This window comes from Streptomyces sp. Go-475, assembly GCF_003330845.1.
GTDB lineage: Bacteria > Actinomycetota > Actinomycetes > Streptomycetales > Streptomycetaceae > Streptomyces.
The window spans coordinates 3,545,166-3,565,361 of sequence record NZ_CP026121.1; the positions used below are offsets into that span (position 1 = coordinate 3,545,166).

Annotated in this window: 15 protein-coding genes; 4 read left to right on the forward strand and 11 right to left on the reverse strand. The window is 72.2% G+C overall.

Annotated elements, in window-relative coordinates:
• Positions 1-174: 174 nt before the first annotated feature.
• From C1703_RS16160 to rsmI, 10 genes are all read right to left on the reverse strand, one after another.
• A complete protein-coding gene (locus tag C1703_RS16160) occupies positions 175-1,962 on the reverse strand; it encodes a PQQ-binding-like beta-propeller repeat protein (protein WP_114253490.1) in 1,788 nt (595 codons plus the stop codon).
• 76 nt (positions 1,963-2,038) lie between these two features.
• Positions 2,039-3,826: a PQQ-binding-like beta-propeller repeat protein gene (locus C1703_RS16165; RefSeq protein WP_114253492.1), complete on the reverse strand. Its 1,788-nt coding sequence runs from the start codon at positions 3,824-3,826 to the stop codon at positions 2,039-2,041.
• A gap of 193 nt (positions 3,827-4,019) precedes the next feature.
• On the reverse strand, positions 4,020-5,828 hold the full coding sequence (locus C1703_RS16170; protein WP_114253494.1) for an ABC-F family ATP-binding cassette domain-containing protein: 1,809 nt from the start codon (positions 5,826-5,828) through the stop codon (positions 4,020-4,022).
• Positions 5,829-5,899: 71 nt separating this feature from the next.
• Entirely contained in the window at positions 5,900-7,141 is a 1,242-nt protein-coding gene (locus tag C1703_RS16175) for an ankyrin repeat domain-containing protein (protein ID WP_114253496.1), read from the reverse strand.
• A gap of 63 nt (positions 7,142-7,204) precedes the next feature.
• Positions 7,205-8,104 (reverse strand): 4-(cytidine 5'-diphospho)-2-C-methyl-D-erythritol kinase, encoded by a 900-nt coding sequence (locus C1703_RS16180; RefSeq protein WP_114253498.1) that lies wholly within the window; start codon positions 8,102-8,104, stop codon positions 7,205-7,207.
• Complete coding sequence (rsmA, locus tag C1703_RS16185; protein WP_114253500.1) at positions 8,101-8,988, reverse strand: 16S rRNA (adenine(1518)-N(6)/adenine(1519)-N(6))-dimethyltransferase RsmA; 888 nt, start codon at positions 8,986-8,988, stop codon at positions 8,101-8,103. The genes C1703_RS16180 and rsmA overlap by 4 nt, the downstream gene beginning before the upstream one ends.
• Before the next feature lie 85 nt (positions 8,989-9,073).
• Entirely contained in the window at positions 9,074-10,576 is a 1,503-nt protein-coding gene (locus C1703_RS16190) for a resuscitation-promoting factor (RefSeq protein ID WP_114253502.1), read from the reverse strand.
• 130 nt (positions 10,577-10,706) lie between these two features.
• Entirely contained in the window at positions 10,707-11,588 is an 882-nt protein-coding gene (locus C1703_RS16195; protein WP_114253504.1) for a TatD family hydrolase, read from the reverse strand.
• A gap of 120 nt (positions 11,589-11,708) precedes the next feature.
• Positions 11,709-12,125: a hypothetical protein gene (locus tag C1703_RS16200; protein WP_114253506.1), complete on the reverse strand. Its 417-nt coding sequence runs from the start codon at positions 12,123-12,125 to the stop codon at positions 11,709-11,711.
• Positions 12,126-12,317: 192 nt separating this feature from the next.
• Positions 12,318-13,172, reverse strand: a complete 855-nt coding sequence (gene rsmI, locus C1703_RS16205; RefSeq protein WP_114253508.1) for a 16S rRNA (cytidine(1402)-2'-O)-methyltransferase — start codon at positions 13,170-13,172, stop codon at positions 12,318-12,320.
• Positions 13,173-13,283: 111 nt separating this feature from the next.
• Here rsmI and C1703_RS16210 point away from each other — a divergent pair, with 111 nt between their 5' ends.
• From C1703_RS16210 to C1703_RS16220, 3 genes are all read left to right on the forward strand, one after another.
• The gene (locus C1703_RS16210; protein WP_198678186.1) at positions 13,284-15,032 is read left to right on the forward strand and encodes a phospholipid carrier-dependent glycosyltransferase; all 1,749 of its coding nucleotides are present in this window, start codon (positions 13,284-13,286) and stop codon (positions 15,030-15,032) included.
• A gap of 126 nt (positions 15,033-15,158) precedes the next feature.
• Positions 15,159-16,793, forward strand: a complete 1,635-nt coding sequence (locus C1703_RS16215; protein WP_114253512.1) for a penicillin-binding transpeptidase domain-containing protein — start codon at positions 15,159-15,161, stop codon at positions 16,791-16,793.
• 95 nt (positions 16,794-16,888) lie between these two features.
• A complete protein-coding gene (locus tag C1703_RS16220) occupies positions 16,889-18,559 on the forward strand; it encodes a penicillin-binding transpeptidase domain-containing protein (protein WP_114253513.1) in 1,671 nt (556 codons plus the stop codon).
• A gap of 9 nt (positions 18,560-18,568) precedes the next feature.
• Here the strand turns inward: C1703_RS16220 and C1703_RS16225 are convergent, their stop codons facing one another.
• Complete coding sequence (locus C1703_RS16225; RefSeq protein ID WP_114253515.1) at positions 18,569-18,934, reverse strand: SsgA family sporulation/cell division regulator; 366 nt, start codon at positions 18,932-18,934, stop codon at positions 18,569-18,571.
• A gap of 169 nt (positions 18,935-19,103) precedes the next feature.
• Between C1703_RS16225 and C1703_RS16230 the strand changes: the two genes are divergently transcribed.
• Positions 19,104-20,195, forward strand: a complete 1,092-nt coding sequence (locus tag C1703_RS16230; protein ID WP_114253517.1) for an energy-coupling factor ABC transporter permease — start codon at positions 19,104-19,106, stop codon at positions 20,193-20,195.
• Position 20,196 lies beyond the last annotated feature (1 nt).

Consider the following 20,196-nt stretch of genomic DNA (forward strand, 5'->3'; position numbering starts at 1 on the left):
CCCGGAAGCTACACGCTTGTTCGACGTTGCGCTCCCCCTACCGGCGAGAATCGCCCCGGATCGCCGAAATTCCTCGCATTCGAGGTTGACTGAGCCAAACGCGAACGACCCCGCCCCTGAACAGGGACGGGGCCGCATCAGCCACCGGTCGATCAAGAACCGGTCACCGGATGATCAGCTCGTACCGAAGCCGACCGCGAGGTACTCCTTGTCACGGCCGGCGGACCGCTTGCTCGCGTACACCTTGGACATGTACAGCTGCCCGCCGCCGTACAGGAACTCGGAGTACTCGGGCGACATGCTGGTCTCCACGTCCCGCACCTGGTCCGACGCCGGGTTCTCCAGCAGCTTCGTCTCCTTGAAGCTGCCCCCGTCGATGCTCACGATCTGCCCGCCCTTGTCGTACGGCGGCCGCTTGTACGCGATCAGGTTGCCGCCGTCCATCCGCAGCGGCGAGATCGTGTAGCCGTCCCCGGCATCCGCGCGCTGCCCGGTCTGCTTGCCGGTGGCGAGGTCGAAGGCGACGATCTCGTTGGTCTGGCTGTACTCGCCGGTGCCGTCGTGCTCCTCGGTCGGCAGGTACAGCCGGTCGTTGCCGACGGCCAGCAGGTTGCAGTACTCGATGCGGGTGATGCCCTCGCAGCGCGCCGCGAACTGCTCGCCCGGCGCGGAGATGCGCGTGCGCAGCTTGCCGGTCTTGTTGTCGATGGAGAAGAAGTCGGAGATGCCGCTGCCGTCGCCCGCGGAGTCGCCGACGTCGGCGGCCACGACCAGCGGGTTGGTCGACACGATGCTCGCGTACTCGATGCCCTCGGCCATCTTGTACTCCGAGATCACCTTCCCGGACTTCGGGTCGATGGTCTGGATGTGCAGCTGCCGCTGGCCGTACGTGCCGCACTTGCGCACCGCGACGAGCTTCTCGCCGCCGCCGTACCCGGCGTCGTAGCAGGTGTCGGTCGGCTTCGGGCTCCACAGGAGCTTGCCGGAGACGTCGAAGGCGGCGCCGCCGCTGGTGCTGCCGACGGCGACCGTCTTTCCGCTGATCGTGACGTTGTCGAAGTTGATCAGATCGTCACCGGTCTTGACGGTCTTGGTCCACAGCTTCTTGCCCGCGTCGAGGTCGATCACCGCGAGCTGGCTGCACCCGTGCGACGGGTCCGCCTTGGTCGGCATGGCGGGCTGGTAGAGGATCGCCGTCTTGTTGTCGTCGGTGACGTGGCGGCTGGCCTGGCAGACCGGGCCGGCCAGCGGGATCTTCCACAGCTCGCCGCCCTTGTCGCGGTCGTAGCCGACGATCTGGGCGATGCCGCTCTTGACGTACGCCTTGTCGGTGAGCCAGGAGCCGGAGACGACGACCGTGCTGTCGTTCTTCACCTCGGGCGCCGGGACCTGGAAGAGGACGCGGGCGCTGGGGTCGGCCGGGGCCTTCTCCTCACCGGAGGTGGTGCCGCCCTTGTTGTCGCCCGAGCCGCCGGTACCCCCGCTCGAGCCGGCCGTGTCGTCCTTCTTGCCGTCGTCCTTGCCGGAGTTGGCGTACCAGACACCGCCGCCGATGATCAGGGCGATCGCCACGACCGCGGCGACGATGATGGCCAGTTGCGCGTTGAACTTGCCCCCGCCGCCGGGCTGTCCGGCCTGCGGCTGGAGCGGCATGGTCTGCTGCGGATAGCCGTAGCCGGGCTGCTGCCCGTACCCGGGCTGCCCGTGTCCCGGCTGGCCGTAGGGCGCCTGCGGCGGCTGGCCGTACGACCCCGGCTGCTGACCGGGGTAGCCGTAACCGGGCGGTGCCTGCGGCGGCTGGGGTGCCTGCGGCGGCTGGGGTGCCTGCGGCGCGCCGTGCGGGTAGCCGTACCCCGGCTGGGGCTGCGCCGGCGGAGGCGTCTGCGGGGGCTGGCCCGGGGGCGGCCCGAAGCCGCCCGACTGCGGGGGCTGCTGGGGTGGCGGAGGGGGCGGCTGGGTCATGACGTGAGCACCTCGGGGAGGGGGACGGGCGGCGAGTACGAACGACAAAGGGAAGGGGAAGGGGAAGGGAGAGGAGTCACTTGCCGTAGGCGAGCATCAACTTCTCCTTGGTGTCGTCGTTTCCGCTCAGCCGGGTGGTCGAGATGTAGAAGCGCCCGTCGACCCAGTCGATGTCCTTGGAGAAGAAGCTGTCCTCGATGTCCGCCGCGCCCTGCGGGTTCTGCAGCAGCCTGACCGGCTTGTGGCTGCCGCCGCCGGTCGGGATGGACACGATCTGGCCGCCCGCGTCGTACGAGGGCTGCACGTAGGCGATGAGCTTTCCGCCCTCGGTCTTCATGGGCAGCATCGACTCGTCGGCCGGGGACTTCACGCGCCACTTCTCCTTGCCGTCCGCGAGGTTGACCGCGACGATCTCGTTGGCGCCGGTGGTCGCCTCGGTCGGCAGGTAGAGCGTGGTGTCGTCGACGGCGACGCCCTGGCAGCCCGTGAGGTCGCGCTCCAGGATGGCCCAGCCGCACTCGGGGGCGAAGTCCTCGTCGAAGGCGACCTGCGAGCGGAACTTGCCGCCGGAGGTGAAGGTGGAGATGTTCCAGGCCTTCTTGTCCTCGTTGGTGCTGTAGACGACCAGCGGGCTGACCGAGTAGGTGCGCGCGACCCGCCAGCCCTTGTCGAACGGCTGGGTCCACTTCGCCTTGCCGGTGCGCGGGTCCAGCTCCTGCACCTCGTCGTGTGCCTTGTCGGTGCCCGCACCGCAGGAGGAGACGGCGATCAGCTTCTCGCCGCCGGCGAACGCGGCGGGGAAGCAGGCGTTGCCGTAGCGCTTCTTGTCGAAGAGCTTGTCGCCGTTGGTCACGTCGTACGCCGTGCCGGACTGGGAGCGGCCGACCATCAGGGTCTTGCCGGTGATGGACAGTTCGACGGAGAGCGTGGAGTCGAACAGGGCGCCGTCGGCGACCTTCTGGTTCCAGCCCTTGTCGCCCGTGTCGAGGTCGACCTCCTGCAGCTGGTTGCACTTGGCGCGGTCGCTGCTGCCGCTCATGTACGCGACGACGATCTTGCCGTCGGAGGTCTGCTGCGGGGTGGTCGCGCAGATCTTGTGGGGGAAGGTGATGGCGTCCCAGGCCGGCTTGCCGTCACCGACGTTGTAGGCGACGAGCTGCTTGTACGCCGCCTTCACCGCCGTCCTGCCGGTGATCCACATGCCGGGGGCCTCGGCGCCGGAGCCGGGCGCGTCGGGCGCCTCCTTGTACCAGAGGACCCTGGCCTCGCCGGCCTGGCGGCCCTCGTTGAGGTTCTCCGGGTCCTCGCCGCCGTCGCCGCTGCCGTCACCGGGGTTGACCGGTCCGGTGGCGTCCGGCTTGGCGTCGTCGCTCGCCTGGGCGACCGGCTTCTTCTGCCCCTCGCCGGAGTCGCCGCCGGTGACCGCCCACACCGTGCCGCCGACCACGAGCAGCGCGGCGACGGCCGCGCCGATGACGAGGGCCGGCTTGCCCTTGAAGGGGTTGCGGGAGCCGCCCGGGGGCGGGGTGCCGGGCGCGCCCGGGTACTGCGGCTGCTGCGGGTAGCCGTAGCCGGGCTGGCCGTAGGGGCCCGGCTGCTGGGGCTGGCCGTACGGGCCTGACTGCTGCGGCGGGCCGTACGGACCCGGCTGCTGCGGCTGGCCGTAGGGGCCGGAGTTGTACGGTCCGGGCCGGCCGTACGGCCCGGGCTGCTGCGGGGGCTGCTGCGGGTAGCCGTACCCCGGCTGCGGCGGGCCCTGGGGCGGTGGCGGGGTCTGCGGTGCTCCGTGACCTCCGCCCTGCGGCGGCTGGTCCTGCGGTGCTCCGAAGCCACCGTGCGGTGGCTGACTGGGCGGCTGAGTCATCAGTCGCTCCCCCCGTTCGATCACTGATTTTTAGCCACGCCCTGAGGCACGCGATGGGCTCAGAGTCGCTTCATAAAGTTCTCAGACGGCTCTTTCTATCACCCGGTACCGACAGCACACCGGGCCGTGTCATCCCCTGTTCCCAAGGGAGGACCGGCCCGTGATGCCGTTGTTATGCGCCTTCACGCACCCTTCACGCGTCCTCGGCGAGTTCCAGCCACCGCAGTTCCAGCTCCTCGCGCTGGCCGGCCAACTCCCGCAGCTCGGCGTCCAGTTCGGCCACCTTCGCGAAGTCCGTGGCGTTCTCGGCGATCTGGGCGTGCAGCTTGGTCTCGCGCTCGGAGACCTTGTCGAGCTGCCGCTCGATCTTCTGCAGCTCCTTCTTGGCGGCGCGCTGGTCGGCGGCGCTCTTCTCCGGGGCGGCGGTCTGCGGTGCGGCGGCGGGGGCGGAGGCGGCCGCGGCCTCCTCCATGCGCTGCCGTCGCTCCAGGTACTCCTCGATGCCGCGCGGCAGCATCCGCAGGGCGCCGTCGCCGAGCAGCGCGAACACCCGGTCGGTGGTGCGCTCGATGAAGAACCGGTCGTGGGAGATGACGATCATCGAGCCGGGCCAGCCGTCGAGGACGTCCTCCAGCTGCGTCAGCGTCTCGATGTCGAGGTCGTTGGTGGGCTCGTCGAGGAAGAGGACGTTGGGCTCGTCCATGAGCAGGCGCAGCAGCTGGAGCCTGCGGCGCTCACCGCCGGAGAGGTCGCCGACGGGCGTCCACTGCTTCTCCTTGGTGAAGCCGAACGTCTCGCAGAGCTGCCCGGCGGTCATCTCGCGCCCCTTGCCGAGGTCGACGCGCTCGCGCACCTGCTGCACGGCTTCCAGCACGCGCGTGTTCGGGTCGAGTTCGGCGACCTCCTGGGAGAGGTAGGCCAGCTTCACGGTCTTGCCGACGCGGACGCGTCCGCCGGCCGGCTGGGCCTCGCCGTCGGTCCGGGCCGCCTCGGCCATGGCCCGCAGCAGGGACGTCTTCCCGGCGCCGTTGACGCCGACGAGGCCGATCCGGTCGCCGGGGCCGAGCTGCCAGGTGACGTGCTTGAGGAGGACCTTGGGGCCGGCCTGGACGGTGACGTCCTCCAGGTCGAACACGGTCTTGCCGAGCCGGGAGGACGCGAAGCGCATCAGCTCGCTGCTGTCCCGGGGCGGGGGCACGTCCTTGATGAGCTCGTTGGCGGCCTCGACCCGGAAGCGCGGCTTGGACGTCCGGGCCGGTGCCCCGCGGCGCAGCCAGGCCAGCTCCTTGCGGACGAGGTTCTGCCGCTTGGCCTCCTCGGTCGCGGCGATGCGCTCGCGCTCGGCCCGGGCGAAGACGTAGTCGGAGTAGCCGCCCTCGTACTCGTAGACCGCGCCGCGCTGGACGTCCCACATGCGCGTGCACACCTGGTCCAGGAACCAGCGGTCGTGAGTGACGCAGACCAGCGCCGAGCGGCGGTTCTGCAGGTGCCGGGCGAGCCAGGCGATGCCCTCGACGTCGAGGTGGTTGGTGGGCTCGTCCAGGACGAGCAGGTCCTGCTCCTCGATGAGCAGCTTGGCGAGCGCGATGCGGCGGCGCTCACCGCCGGACAGCGGGCCGATGACCGTGTCGAGCCCCTTGAGGAAGCCCGGCAGGTCGAGGCCGCCGAACAGGCCGGTCAGCACGTCCCTGACCTTGGCGTCACCGGCCCACTCGTGGTCGGCCATGTCGCCGATGACCTCGTGCCGCACGGTCGCCTCGGGGTCGAGGGAGTCGTGCTGGGTGAGCACGCCGAGGCGCAGACCGCCGGAGTGGGTGACGCGCCCGGTGTCGGCGTGCTCCTGCTTGGCGAGCATCCGGATCAGCGTGGTCTTGCCGTCGCCGTTGCGGCCGACGACGCCGATGCGGTCCCCCTCGGAGACGCCGAGGGAGATGCCGTCGAGCAGGGCACGGGTGCCGTACACCTTGCTGACGTTCTCGACATTGACCAGGTTGACGGCCATTTCGCTCCTGACGAGGGGGATGGATCGACCCTCCAGGGTAGTCGGGCGGCGGGGTGCTCCGGCCGGGGTGTTCAGGAGGGCCCGGCGGCTTCCCTGCGGCGCTGGTAGCGCCACACGTCCAGCAGCCGCTCGTCGAACGGCAGCTTGTCGTCGCGGGGGCCGATCCGGTGCTCCGCCTCCACGCAGCGCGGATCGTCGCGCACGGCCAGGCCGGACACGGCACAGATGCGGATCTCCTGCCGCTCGTCGTGGGTGAGGGCGACCAGCGTGTCCCCCACCTCGGGCTCGTGCCCCCGGTAGTGCGCGAGCCAGTGGCACACCGCCTCGCGTACGCCGGGGTCCTCGTCGCGGGCCAGGGTGCGCACCGCGGTGAGGCTCTCGGGACCGGTCAGGGACCGGCCGTCCTCGGACTGGCCGAGGGTTCCGGGGACCAGGGCCCGCACCCGGGGGTCCGGGTGGCCGAGGTGGGACAGTCCGACGGCCTCGATCTCCGGGGCGCTGTCGTGGGTCATCGCCTGGAGGATGACCGCCAGCACCTCCGGGTCCTCCTCCTGCTCGGCCCAGGGCACGAGTTCCCGCCCGCGTTCCCAGAACGGGGCGCGTCCCTTTTCGATGTCCCCGATGATCAGCGACAGCAGCAGGTCGGCGGCGAGCAGGCGGTGCGTCCGGTCGGGGTGGTTGAGCAGGTCCCTGCTCCACTGCCAGGTCTCCTCGTCGACCCGGCGGCCGAGCGTGAACACCACGTCCGACCAGACGACGTGGTCCCGGTCGGGGTGGGCCAGGGCCCGCGCGACGAGTTCGTCGAAGGGGGTGCGGATGCCGTAGCGGGCCTCCATGGAGGTGAGGATCGCCCGGTGTTCGTCGCGCACGGTCAGCCCGCCGAGGGTGAGCTGCTCGCACCACCAGCCGACCTCGTCGTCCTCGACCCGGATCCGCTCGGCGGGCCCAGTGAGGCCGGTGAGCCGGCGCAGCTCCGCCTCCACGCCCGCCTCGGTCCAGTGCCGGGCCCGGGCCAGCAGCCCCTCGCGCTCCGGCGCGGGGAGCGGCACCCGGTGGGTGGCGAGCGCCTGGACCATGTGAAGGGACCCGCCGTCCACGGCCCGCAGCAGCGGGGTGCTCCCGTCGGGCAGCCGGCGCAGGGGGTCGGCTCCGGCCGCCAGCAGCGCTTCGGCCACGGGTTCGTCGTACGCCGCCACCGCCCGGCACAGGACCGGGAGGCCGTCGTCGAGGGTGTCGGGGTCGGCCCCGGACTCCAGGAGGGTCCGGACCTCCTCCGCGTCTGCGCGCCGTACGGCCCCGACCAGTTCTTCCACGCGTCTCCCCCGTCCTGGACAACCGGGGGAGTCTAAGCGCGGGGAACCGCCCGCCGCACGGGATCAACGCCCCGCGACCGTCGCCCCCGGCGCCGGGCCCGAGGCCGTCCGTACGGTCCGGCACGTGCCGGAGGCCACCAGCGCCTGCGCCACCGCGGCCGCCGACTCCGGGTCGCGGACGAGGAACGCCGTGGTCGGGCCGGAGCCGGAGACCAGGGCGGCGAGGGCACCGGCGGCGCGGCCGGTGGCCAGGGTGCCGGCGAGTTCCGGGAAGAGGGAGAGGGCGGCGGGCTGCAGGTCGTTGGAGACGGCCGCGGCGAGCGCGTCCGGGTCGCCCTTGGCGAGGGCGGCGAGGAGTTCCTGCGAGGCGACGGGCTCGGGGATGTCGGTGCCCTCGCCGAGCCGGTCGAACTCGCGGAAGACCGCCGGGGTGGACAGGCCGCGGTCGGCCATGGCGAACACCCAGTGGAAGGTGCCGCCGACCTCCAGGGGCGTCAGCCGCTCGCCCCGGCCGATGCCGAGGGCCGCCCCGCCGACCAGGCTGAACGGCACGTCGCTGCCCAACTCGGCGCAGATCTCTAGGAGTTCCTCCCGGGAGGCGCCGGTCTCCCAGAGCGCGTCGCAGGCGACCAGGGCGCCGGCGCCGTCCGCGCTGCCGCCCGCCATGCCGCCGGCGACGGGGATGTCCTTGGTGATGTGGACGTGGACGTCGGGGCTGCGGCCGTACCGCTCGGCCAGCGCGATCGCGGCGCGCGCGGCGAGGTTCGTCCGGTCCAGGGGGACCTGGTCGGCGTCGGGGCCCTCGCAGGTGACGCGGAGTGCGTCGGCGGGGGTGACGGTGATCTCGTCGTAGAGGCCGACCGCCAGGAAGACGTTGGCCAGGTCGTGGAAGCCGTCGGGGCGGGCGGCGCCGACCGCCAGCTGGACGTTGACCTTGGCGGGGACGCGGACGGTGACGCTCACGCGGGCTCCTTCTCCTTGTGCCGGTTCGCCTGGTGCTCGGCGATACGCGCGAACTCTTCCACGGTCAGCGACTCGCCCCGGGCCTGCGGCGAGACCCCGGCGGCGACGAGGGCCTCCTCGGCGGCGGCGGCGGAGCCGGCCCAGCCGGCGAGCGCGGCCCGCAGCGTCTTGCGGCGCTGGGCGAAGGCGGCGTCGACGACGGAGAAGACCTCGGCCTTCGTGGCCGTCGTCCTGATCGGCTCGGTCCGGCGGACCAGGGAGACCAGGCCGCTGTCCACGTTCGGCGCGGGCCAGAACACGTTCCGTCCGATGGCTCCGGCGCGCTTGACCTCGGCGTACCAGTTGGCCTTGACCGAGGGGACGCCGTAGACCTTCGAGCCGGGCGGTGCGGCGAGGCGGTCGGCGACCTCCGCCTGGACCATGACGAGGGTGCGGTCGATGCTCGGGAAGGTGTCGAGCATGTGCAGCAGGACCGGGACGGCCACGTTGTAGGGGAGGTTGGCGACCAGCGCGGTCGGGGCGGGGCCCGGCAGCTCGGACACGTGCATCGCGTCGGAGTGGACGAGCGCGAACCGGTCGGCGCGCTCGGGCATGCGGGCCGTGATGGTCGCGGGCAGCGCGGCGGCGAGCACGTCGTCGATCTCCACGGCCGTGACCCGGTCGGCGACCTCCAGCAGCGCGAGGGTGAGGGACCCGAGCCCCGGCCCGACCTCGACGACGACGTCGTCGGGGCGGACCTTTGCGGTGCGGACGATACGGCGGACCGTGTTCGCGTCGATCACGAAGTTCTGTCCGCGTTGCTTGGTGGGGCGCACGCCGAGGGCTGCCGCGAGTTCGCGGATGTCGGCGGGGCCGAGGAGGGCGTCGGGGGTGGGGCTGGTCACGGGGACAAGGGTACGGGGGGTTCGGTGCGGGCCTGCGGCCACGGGCCTGCCCGTCCGGCCACGGCCTGCCCGTGCGGCCACCGGCCTACCCGCGCAGCCGTCCCCCGCAGTGCGGCCACGGGCTGGCGCCCCGCCGCACGTACAGCTTCTTCGCCCGGTACGTCTGCTCCGCCGCCGGGGCGTCCTGGGGGCGGCCCCGGCCGCCGAGGGCCTGCCAGGTGTGGGTGTCGAACTGGTAGAGGCCGCCGTACGTGCCCGACGGGTCGACCGCGTCGGGGCGGCCGCCGGACTCGCAGGCCGCGAGGCCCTGCCAGTCGAGGTGGTCGGCGCCCTGCACGGACGCGGGGCGCGGCTTGGTGCCGACCTTCACCAGCTGCGGGCGGGGCTCGCGCACCACCTCGGACCTGACCCGGCGCGGCTTCTGCTTGACGCCGTTGACCGTGCGCAGGGCGTAGGTCACCCGGCGCAGGCCCGGCTCGCCCGCGCGTTCCACGACCTCCGTGCCCTTGAACAGGGTCGGGTCCTGCGTCCGCCGCACCTGGAAGGGGATCACCTCCTCGCGGACCTCCTTGCCGCCGGTGATGCGCAGCACCGTGACGGTCTGCCCGTCGCGCGGGAAGCTGCCCTGCGGGACGGACGTGGTGTCCTGGCCGCGCAGGGTGATCCCGGCCTCCGCCACGGCCTCCCGCACGGTCGCCGCGTTGGTGCGGACGGTCCGGGCCCGGCCGTCCGCCATGATCGTGACCGTGCGCTCGGTCCGTACGTCCAGCGCGAGCCCCTCGCGCCCGATGCGCCGGGAGCGCGCGGCGGAGACGTACGCGCCCTCCTGCCGCACGCCCAGCTGCCGCAGCGCCCCCTCCACCGTGCGGGCCGTGGTCCACACCTCGCGCCGGTGGCCGTCGAGGGTGAGCCGGACCGGGCGGGCGTAGTGCACGGCCACCTCGTCACCGCTGGTGATCTCCGTGCCGGGGCCGGGCGCCACCACGTCGTGGGCGCCGATCTCGACGCCCTCCTCCGCGAGCAGCTCGGTGACGTCGTCGGCGAAGGTGTGCAGGGTGCGCGCCCTGCCGTCGACGTTCAGCTCGATGGCCTTGTCCTTGGCGACGAACGCCGTGGTGCCGCCCGCGAGGAAGGCGACGACCAGGGCCTGCGGGAGCAGCCGTCGCATGGAGCCGTCCGGGCGCTCGGCGTACCGCGCCTTGCGCCGGCGCGCGGACCTGCGGTGCGAGCCGGTGCGCGACGCGGCACGCGATCCGGCTCGCGCCTCCGCACCCGGCTCGGCGCGCGCGGGCGCCGGCTCGTCGTCCGGGGCGCCCTGCCGCGGCAGCGCGGGCAGAGTGGGCGCCTCGTAGGCGGGCCGGTAGGTGTCGTCGTAGGCGCCCGGTGTGCCGGCCGTCCCGTACCCGAGCGTGTCGGCCGTCCCGTACCCGAGCGTGTCGGCCGTCCCGTACCCGAGCGTGCCGACCGTCCCGTACCCGAGCGTGTCGGCGCTGTGCAGGTCGGCGGGCGGTGCGTCGAAACCGCCGTACGCCGGGTCCGCGTAGGCCGGGCCGTAGGTCTCGTACGTCTCGTACTGCGCGTTGCTCACGCCGACACGCTCCAGGGGCCGGAGGGGGTCCAGAGGGGTCCGGATCGGGCCCCCAGAACCTAGCGGAGCGGCCGTCACTCTCCAAAGCGACGCGACTACGCACAGTCGTGCGGTGAGGCGGGTGCGGGGGTCAGTATCCGAACGCGCGTGCCGTGTTCGCGCCGAGCGCCCCGGCCAGCGTGTCCTCGTCGACGCCGCGCACGGCGGCCATGGCCCGCACCGTGATCGGCACCAGGTACGGGGCGTTGGGCCGCCCCCGGTAGGGCACCGGTGTGAGGAAGGGCGCGTCCGTCTCCACGAGCAGCAGCTCCAGCGGGGCCACCGCCACCGCGTCCCGCAGGTTCTGGGCGTTCTTGAAGGTGACGTTGCCGGCGAAGGACATGAAGTAGCCCGCGCTCGCGCAGATCTCCGCCATCTCGGCGTCGCCGGAGTAGCAGTGGAAGACGGTCCGTTCGGGGGCGCCCTCCTCCTTCAGCACGCGCAGGACGTCGGCGTGGGCCTCGCGGTCGTGGATCACCAGGGCCTTGCCGTGCCGCTTGGCGATCTCGATGTGGGCGCGGAAGGAGCGCTCCTGCGCCTCCTTGCCCTCGGGCCCGGTGCGGAAGTAGTCGAGGCCGGTCTCCCCGACGCCCTTGACCTGGGGCAACGCGGCCAGCCGGTCGATCTCGGCGAGCGCGTCGTCCAGCGCCGCCCGGCCGCCGGGCTCACGCGCACCCTGCCGCGACCAGCCGTCGGGGTCGCCGTGGACGATGCGGGGCGCCTCGTTCGGGTGCAGGGCGACCGTCGCGTGGACGGCGTCGTGCGCGGCGGCCGTCTCGGCCGCCCAGCGGGAGCCCTTCAGGTCGCAGCCGACCTGCACGACGGTCGTCACTCCGACCGACGCCGCCTTGGCCAGCGCCTCCTCGACCGTGCCGGACTGCATGTCCAGGTGTGTGTGGGAGTCGGCGACCGGCACCCGGAGGGGGTCCGGCAGCGGAGGCGCGGCGTGCTTGTCGGAGTCGTTCGCAGGCATGCCCCGATCCTACGAAAGCCGTTGTCCGCGATCCGGCGAAGGTTCTGGTCCGCCGAAAGGGCGACGCCCTCCCCGATGGGGGAGGACCGGGGAGGGCGTCTTCAAGGGGAGCCGGACGGGTCAGCTCGCCTTGCGCTGGAAGGGGTGCAGAAGGTCGGACAGGTGCCAGTGGTGGCCCTCGGGCCTGTCCTGTCCGGACTCGGCCGCCGCGGCGGGCGCCTCCACGGGCCCGGCGGGCGGCGGCACGCGGTGGGGCCGGTGCGCCGCGTTGCGCGCCGACTCGACCCGGCCGGGCCGCATGATCCGCACGACGTGGCCGTCACAGTTCTGGCACGTGGGCTTGCTCAACGGGGAGGGCACGACCTTGCCGTCCGCGACGTAGAGGACGAACTCACGGCCCGCTGCGTCCGTGTGGTGCTCTATCTCGTAGGACTGCTCCCAGCCGTACCCGCAGCGCATGCAGGCGAAGGAGTACGACTCGTTGACGACGGCACTCGCACCGGCGCGGAGCCCGGTCTGCCCTGCGATCTCACTCATGCCAGCTCCTGTTCCGCTGTGGCGTGAGGACGATTCCGTCCCCGCAACCCAGTGGACTCCTCAGCCGGACCGAAGGCAGCAGACCTGTCGACTATTGGCGCGGAATTGGACGTTCCTTGCCCCGGGCGCCGGTCACCTTTGCCGACCTATGGGGCGCACGCTCATCCGACATGCGCCCTGCTCAGAGGGGGTTCACGCCCCACCGTCGGCCTTCTTCGCGGCGACCACCGCGTCGAACACGACCCGCTTCGGCACCCCGGCCTCGACCGCCACCGCGGCGATCGCCTCCTTGCGCCGCTCCCCCGCCTCCTCCCGCACCCGGACCCGCCGCACCAGCTCCTCGGGTCCGACCTCCTCGGGCCCCTTCTCCGGCGCCCCCTCCACGACCACCGTGATCTCGCCGCGGACCCCCTCCGCGGCCCAGGCCGCCAGCTCGCCGAGCCCGCCCCGCCGAACCTCCTCGTACGTCTTGGTCAGCTCCCGGCACACCGCCGCCCGCCGCTCCGCGCCGAACACCTCGGCCATCGCCGCGAGCGTGTCGTCCAGCCGATGAGGAGCCTCGAAGTACACGAGGGTCCGCCGCTCCCCGGCCACCTCCCGCAGCCGCCCCAGCCGCTCCCCCGCCTTGCGCGGCAGGAACCCCTCGAAGCAGAACCGGTCGACGGGCAGCCCCGACAGCGCCAGCGCGGTCAGCACCGCGGACGGCCCGGGCACGGCGGTCACCCGCACGTCCCGCTCGACCGCGGCGGCGACGAGCCGGTACCCCGGGTCGGACACGGACGGCATCCCCGCGTCCGTGACGAGCAGCACCCGCGCCCCGCCCACCAGTTCCTCCACCAGCTCCGGCGTCCGCGCGGCCTCGTTGCCCTCGAAGTAGGACACCACCCGCCCCTTGGGCGTCACGCCCAGCGCCTGGGTCAGCCGCCGCAGCCGCCGCGTGTCCTCGGCGGCGACGACATCGGCTCCGGCCAGTTCCTCGGCGAGCCGGGGCGGGGCGTCCGTGATGTCGCCGATGGGGGTGCCTGCGAGTACGAGGGTTCCGGTCACGCCCCCATCCTCCCAGGGGCGCGGGGCGCGGACTCCTCCCAGGGGCGGAGGATGGGGACGCATACCGGCCATGCACGGGACTCACACAGAACGGTTCCCTACGATGGCGCGGTGACCAGTACCGCGTCCTCGACGGACACCCGGCAGGGCCAGGCGCCGCACGAGCAGCGGCCGTCCTGGCAGCAGCGGCTGCGCCGCTTCGGCTACCAGGGGCAGCCCAGAAGCGACGCCTCTGACGTCCGTGACCGCCTGGTGCCGCCGTACACCGAGCCCTCCCCGCGCCTGTGGGCGGCGCTCGGCGTCCCGCACACGCTCGTGGGCCGGCTGGTGCGCTGGTCGGGCTGGATCGGCCCGCTGCTGGTCACGCTGCTGGCCGGGGTGCTGCGCTTCTGGAACCTGGGCAGCCCCAAGGCGGTGATATTCGACGAGACGTACTACGCCAAGGACGCGTGGGGCCTCGTCCACCGCGGGTTCGAGGTCAGCTGGGACAAGAACGCGAACAACCTGGTCCTGTCGTCGGGCGGGCACGTCCCCGTCCCGACGGAGGCGGCGTACGTCGTGCACCCGCCGATCGGGAAGTACGTCATCGGGCTCGGCGAGCTGATGTTCGGCTTCGACCCCTTCGGCTGGCGGTTCATGACGGCCCTGCTCGGCACGCTGTCGGTGCTGCTGCTGTGCCGGATCGGCCGGCGGCTGTTCCGCTCCACGTTCCTCGGCTGCCTCGCGGGCGCGCTGATGGCGCTGGACGGCCTGCACTTCGTGATGAGCCGCACGGCGCTGCTCGACGGCGTGCTGATGTTCTTCGTGCTGGCCGCGTTCGGCTGTCTGCTCGTCGACCGGGACAGGGCCCGCGCGAAACTCGCCGCCGCGCTCCCGGCGGACGCCGACGGCCGCGTCCGCCCCGACCGGCACACCGCCGAGACGACCCGCCTCGGATGGCGGCCCTGGCGCTGGGCGGCGGGCCTGATGCTGGGCCTGGCCATCGGCACGAAGTGGAACGGCCTGTACATCCTGGCCGCGTTCTGCCTGATGGCGGTCCTGTGGGACGTCGGCTCGCGCCGGGTCGCCGGTGCCCGGCACCCGTACACGGCGGTCCTCAAGCGCGACACGGGCCTCGCCTTCCTCGCCACGGTGCCGGTCGCCCTGGTCACCTACCTCGCGTCCTGGACCGGCTGGATCCTCTCCGCCACGGACGGCTCCGGCGGCTACTTCCGCAACTGGGCCGCGACCGCCGGCAAGGGCGGCAACTGGACCTTCCTGCCCGACTGGCTGCGCAGCCTGTGGCACTACGAGCACCAGGTGTACGAGTTCCACGTCGGGCTGTCCTCGCCGCACACCTACCAGTCCAACCCGTGGAGCTGGCTCGTCCTCGGCCGCCCGGTGTCGTACTTCTACGAGTCGCCGGCGCCCGGCAAGGACGGCTGCCCCGCCGACGCCGGCGAGAAGTGCGCCCGCGAGGTCCTCGCGCTCGGCACACCGCTGCTGTGGTGGGTCGCCTGCTTCGCCGTCCTCTACGTCCTGTGGCGCTGGTTCTTCCGCCGTGACTGGCGCGCGGGCGCCATCGCCTGCGGCATCGCGGCCGGCTACCTGCCCTGGTTCATGTACCAGGAGCGCACGATCTTCTTCTTCTACGCCGTCGTCTTCCTGCCGTTCCTGTGCCTGGCGGTGGCGATGCTCCTCGGCGCGATCACCGGCCCGCCCCGCTCCTCCGACACCCGCCGCGTCGCGGGCGCCACGGCCGCGGGCGTCCTGGTCCTGCTGATCGCCTGGAACTTCATCTACTTCTGGCCGCTGTACACGGGCACCGCGATCCCGATCGACGACTGGCGGGCGCGGATGTGGCTGGACACGTGGGTGTGACCACGGTTCGGTCAAAAATCGAAACTCGGGTCACGGTTGTCACCCTCTGCGCATAGAGTGCACCGGATCGAGCTTTCTGAACGCGTTCAAAGGAGCGTGTGAAGCTCAACGGGAGGGGACCGCCTGATGGGCAAGGGGGTCAAGGCCGCCGTCATAGGCGGTGTGTTCGCGGTGATGGTGGGCGGGGCCGGGTACGGGGCCTACAACATCGTGAGCGCGCTGAGCAGCGACGGGGGCGGCACCAGCGGGGTGGCCGCGGAGAAGAAGTCGGGGCCGCCCGGCAAGGACGAGGTCAAGGAGACCACGGCCGCGTTCTTCGCGGCCTGGGAGAAGGGCGAGGCGGCCCAGGCGGCGTCGTACACGAACAACGACGCGGCGGCCGAGCAACTGCTGACGGCCTTCGGCGACGACGCGCACATCACCGACGTGAAGATCACGCCCGGCGCGGCGAAGGGCACCACCGTGCCGTACACGGTGAAGGCGAAGGTGGCCTACGGCGGGAAGTCCAAGCCGCTGAGCTACAGCAGCGAGCTGACGGTCGTGCGCGGCCTGACCACCGGCCGGGCGCTGGTCGACTGGCAGCCGTCGGTGGTGCACCCCGAGCTGAAGCGGGACGACACCCTCGTCACGGAGACCTCGGCCACCCCGCCGATCGAGGCCCTGGGCCGTGACGGCTCGGAGCTGACGAAGGAGAAGTACCCCTCCCTCGGCCCGATCCTGGACGCCCTGCGCGACAAGTACGGCAAGGAGGCCGGCGGCACCCCGGGCATCGAGCTGGTCATCCGGCACGCGGGTGACGGCGCCCCCGACACCCCGCTGCTGACCCTCGCCAAGGGCAAGCCGGGCAAGCTCACCACGACGATCAGCCCGAGCGCGCAGGCCGCGGCCGAGCAGGCGGTGAAGCGGTTCGCCCAGTCGTCGGTGGTGGCCGTCAAGCCCAGCACCGGCGAGGTGCTGGCGGTGGCCAACCACCGCACGGACGGCTTCAACGCGGCCTTCCAGGGCGAGGCGGCACCCGGCTCCACCATGAAGATCATCACCGCCGCGATGCTCATCGACAACGGCGTGACCTCCATGAACGGCCCGGCGCCCTGCCCCGACACCGCCGTGTGGCAGAGCCAGACGTTCAAGAACCTGACCGGCATGCGGCCCAACGAGAACGCCACCCTCGCCAACAGCTTCATGCGGTCCTGCAACACCGCCTTCATCAAGCTCATCGACGAGAAGCCGCTCACCGACGCCTCGCTGACCCAGGAGGCCGAGCAGCACTTCGGGCTCGGGCAGGACAACTGGAAGACGGGCATCGCCTCCTTCGACGGCAACGTCCCCGCGGTCGGCGGACCGGACCGGGCGGCCGGCGCCATCGGGCAGGGCCAGGTCCAGATGAGCCCGCTGAACATGGCGTCGGTCACCGCGACCGCGATCACCGGCGCCTTCCGCCAGCCCTACCTGGTCTCGCCGGAGCTCGACGGCCGGCAGCTGGCCCGGGCCGAGGGCCTGAAGCCGAGCACCGCCGCCCAGCTGAAGCAGATGATGCGGCTCACCGCGACCCAGGGCACCGCCCAGGCGGCCATGGCGGGGCTGGGCGGCGACATCGGCGCCAAGACCGGCTCCGCCGAGGTCGACGGCAACGCCAAGTCCAACAGCTGGTTCACCGGGTTCCGCAACGACATCGCGGCGGCGGCCATGACCGAGCAGGGCGGCCACGGCGGCGACGCGGCCGGGCCGATTGTCGCAGCCGTGCTACGAACAGGTGGCTGATCTCACCTCCGCGTGACGGGACTCTAGGGTGGTGGCCGTCGTTGGGACAGCTGAGGGCAACGGGGACCCTGGGGATTCGCGGAGGACGGACAGCAGTGGGCAACAGAAGGCGCGTCGCCGAGCGACGGAAGACGAAGCCCGCCGTGATCGGCGGGGTGATCGCCGTGGTCGTCGTCGGAGCCGGGGCAGGCGCCTACGCGCTGTACGGCGGCGGTGCCGCGGCCGACGACGGGACCCGCGCGGCCTCGGACCAGAAGGCCGAGGTGAAGACGGGCCCGCTGTCGCCCTCCGAGGTCACGACCACCGCGCGGGCCTTCCTCACCGCCTGGCAGTCGGGGAAGGTCCCGCAGGCCGCGGCGGCCACCGACGACTCGGCCGCGGCCCGGGCCCTGCTCACCGGCTACGGCAAGGACGCCCGCATCAAGGACGTCACCCTCACCCCGGGCAAGCCCACCGGCGACAAGGTGCCCTTCTCCGTCAAGGCCACGGTGTCCTACAAGGGCACCGAGAAGCCGCTGGCGTACGACAGCGCGCTGACCGTCGTCCGCCGCACCAGCGACGGCAAGCCGCTGGTCGACTGGCACTCCGCGGTCGTCCACCCGGATCTGCGGGACGGTGACGAGCTGGTCACCGGCGAGGCGGGCACACCCCCGGTCAAGGCGCTCGACCGGGACGGCGGCGAACTGACCAAGCAGAAGTACGCCTCCATCGGCCCCGTGCTGGACGGGCTGCGCGAGAAGTACGGCAAGAAGGCCGGCGGCAAGGCCGGCATCGAGCTGCGGGTCGTGCGCGGCAAGGCCGCCAAGGCGAAGAACCTGTCCGACAAGACGCTGCTGGAGCTGAGCGAGGGCACGCCGGGCACCGTCAAGACCACACTCGACCCGGCGCTCCAGGCGGCGGCCGAGCAGCAGGTCGCGAAGAAGGCCCGGTCGTCGGTGGTGGTGCTGCGCGCGTCGACCGGCGAGATCCTGGCCGCCGCCAACGCCTCGCCCGGTTTCAACACCGCCTTCCAGGGTTCCCTGGCGCCCGGCTCCACGATGAAGGTCATCACCGCCTCGATGCTGATCGAGAAGGGCCTGGCCTCGGCGGACAAGAAGCACCCGTGCCCGAAGTACTTCACGTACGGGCACTGGAAGTTCCAGAACGACGACAAGTTCGAGATCAAGAACGGCACGTTCAAGGCGAGCTTCGCCCGCTCCTGCAACACGGCCTTCATCAGCCAGGCGCCGAAGCTGAAGGACGACGACCTGACCAAGCAGGCCCAGCAGGTGTTCGGGCTGGGCATGAACAACTGGGCGATCGGGGTGCCGTCCTTCGACGGCGCGGTGCCGGTGCAGTCGGCGGCCCAGATGGGCGCCTCGCTGATCGGGCAGGGCGGGGTCCGGATGAACCCGCTGAACATGGCGTCGGTGTCGGCGACGGTCAAGTCCGGCACGTTCCACCAGCCCTACCTGGTCTCCCCGGACGTCGACGACCGCAAGCTCGCGACGGCCTCGCGCACGATGTCGGCGGGCACACTGTCCCAGCTGCGCGAGCTGATGGCGTACACGGCCGCGGCGGGCACGGCCGCCGAGGCGATGTCCGGGGTCACCGGCGACGTCGGCGCCAAGACCGGCTCCGCCGAGGTCGACGGCCAGAAGAAGCCGAACGGCTGGTTCACCGCCTACCGGGGCGACCTGGCCGCCGCGGGCGTGGTCCAGCAGGGCGGCCACGGCGGCTCGACGGCCGGCCCGATCGTGGCGGCCCTGCTGAAGATGGGCGACTGAACCCGCAGGTCAGTGCGTGACCGGTTCCGCGGCGGCCATGTACGTCCGCCGCAGGAACCGCAGCAGCGCCTGTCGTTCGAACTGGACCACCGAGACGCCTTGTGCGGAGTGGAACTCCACCACGGCCTGGACCCGGCCGCACGGCCATACGCGTACCTCGCCGCTGCCCGTGGGGGCCCGCAGGCCTTCCTCCAGCAGTGCCCGGTCGAAGGTCCACTCGCGTCCCCCCGTCCCGGGCAGTGCGATGCGCACGGCGCGGGGGTCTCGTTCGGGGTCGTAGCGCAGGGTGACCGGAACCGCCTCGAGCTCGTCGGTCAGCGGCACGTCGGCGTCCGTGACGATGTGGGCTCGCGCGTACTGCTCGACTACGGACATCGGACGGCCCCTTCACCGTGCGCCACCTGTGTGGAGACTGTGCGTTCACTCCTTCTCCAATGTCGCATATTTTCCGGATTGCGCCCCTGGGGGCCGCACATATCACGGATGAGATAAAAGGAGCATCACGCTCTTGCAAACCGTTCGCATCAAGCCACATCATCGAACGGTGCATGTACCTGACGGATTCATCAACGCCCCCACGTCCGCCGCCACCGGTGTGATCGCCGCGGGCGCCATCGCCGTGAGCCTGCGCGGCGCGCGCCGGGAACTCGACGAGCGCACGGCGCCGCTGGCCGGGCTCGTCGCGGCGTTCATCTTCGCGGTGCAGATGCTGAACTTCCCCGTCGCGGCGGGGACCAGCGGTCATCTGCTCGGCGGTGCGCTGGCCGCGATACTCGTCGGCCCCTACACCGGGGTCCTGTGCGTCTCCGTCGTCCTGCTCATGCAGGGCATCCTCTTCGCGGACGGCGGCCTGACCGCGCTCGGCGTGAACATCACCAACATGGCGATCGTCACGACGGTCGTCGCCTACGCCCTCTTCCGCGGCCTGGTGAAGGTGCTGCCCCGCACCCGCCGGTCGGTCACCGCGGCCTCCTTCGTCGCCGCGCTGGTCTCCGTCCCGGCCGCCGCCCTGGCCTTCACGCTGATGTACGCCGTCGGCGGCACCACCGACGTCTCGATCGGCAAGGTCGCCACCGCCATGGTCGGCGTGCACGTCCTGATCGGCATCGGCGAGGCCGTGATCACCGCCCTGACCGTCGGCGCGGTCATCGCCGTACGCCCGGACCTGGTGTACGGGGCGCGCGGGCTGACGCAGAAGCTCAAGCTGCGGGTGAACGGCGAACTGGTCGACGCCCCCGCCGCCGAGCCCGAGCCGGTGCCGGCCGCCGCCCGGACCTCGCACGGCAAGGTGTGGGCCGCCGGGCTCGCCGCCTCCCTGGTCCTGGCCGGGTTCGTCAGCTTCTACGCCTCCGCCGACCCCGACGGCCTGGAGAAGGTCGCCGCCGACCACGGCATCGACAAGAAGGCCGAGGACCACGCGGTGGCCGACTCCCCGCTCGCCGACTACGGCGTGAAGGACGTCGAGGACGCCCGCCTGTCCGGGGGGCTCGCGGGGGTCATCGGCGTCGGCGTGACGGTCGTCGCGGGCAGCGCGGTGTTCTGGGCGGTGCGCCGGCGCCGCACGGACGACGTCTCCCCGTCGGAGACGGCGAGCACGACCGGCGCCACCAGCACGACCAGCACCACGAGCGTCTGAC

Bases quoted from the DNA above. Each gene is read 5' to 3' on its own strand.
- C1703_RS16165 (WP_114253492.1), bottom strand. From the start codon at position 3,826: ATGACTCAGCCGCCCAGTCAGCCACCGCACGGTGGCTTCGGAGCACCG.
- C1703_RS16215 (WP_114253512.1), top strand. From the start codon at position 15,159: ATGGGCAAGGGGGTCAAGGCCGCCGTCATAGGCGGTGTGTTCGCGGTG.
- C1703_RS16160 (WP_114253490.1), bottom strand. From the start codon at position 1,962: ATGACCCAGCCGCCCCCTCCGCCACCCCAGCAGCCCCCGCAGTCGGGC.
- C1703_RS16195 (WP_114253504.1), bottom strand. From the start codon at position 11,588: ATGCCTGCGAACGACTCCGACAAGCACGCCGCGCCTCCGCTGCCGGAC.
- C1703_RS16200 (WP_114253506.1), bottom strand. From the start codon at position 12,125: ATGAGTGAGATCGCAGGGCAGACCGGGCTCCGCGCCGGTGCGAGTGCC.
- C1703_RS16225 (WP_114253515.1), bottom strand. From the start codon at position 18,934: ATGTCCGTAGTCGAGCAGTACGCGCGAGCCCACATCGTCACGGACGCC.
- C1703_RS16170 (WP_114253494.1), bottom strand. From the start codon at position 5,828: ATGGCCGTCAACCTGGTCAATGTCGAGAACGTCAGCAAGGTGTACGGC.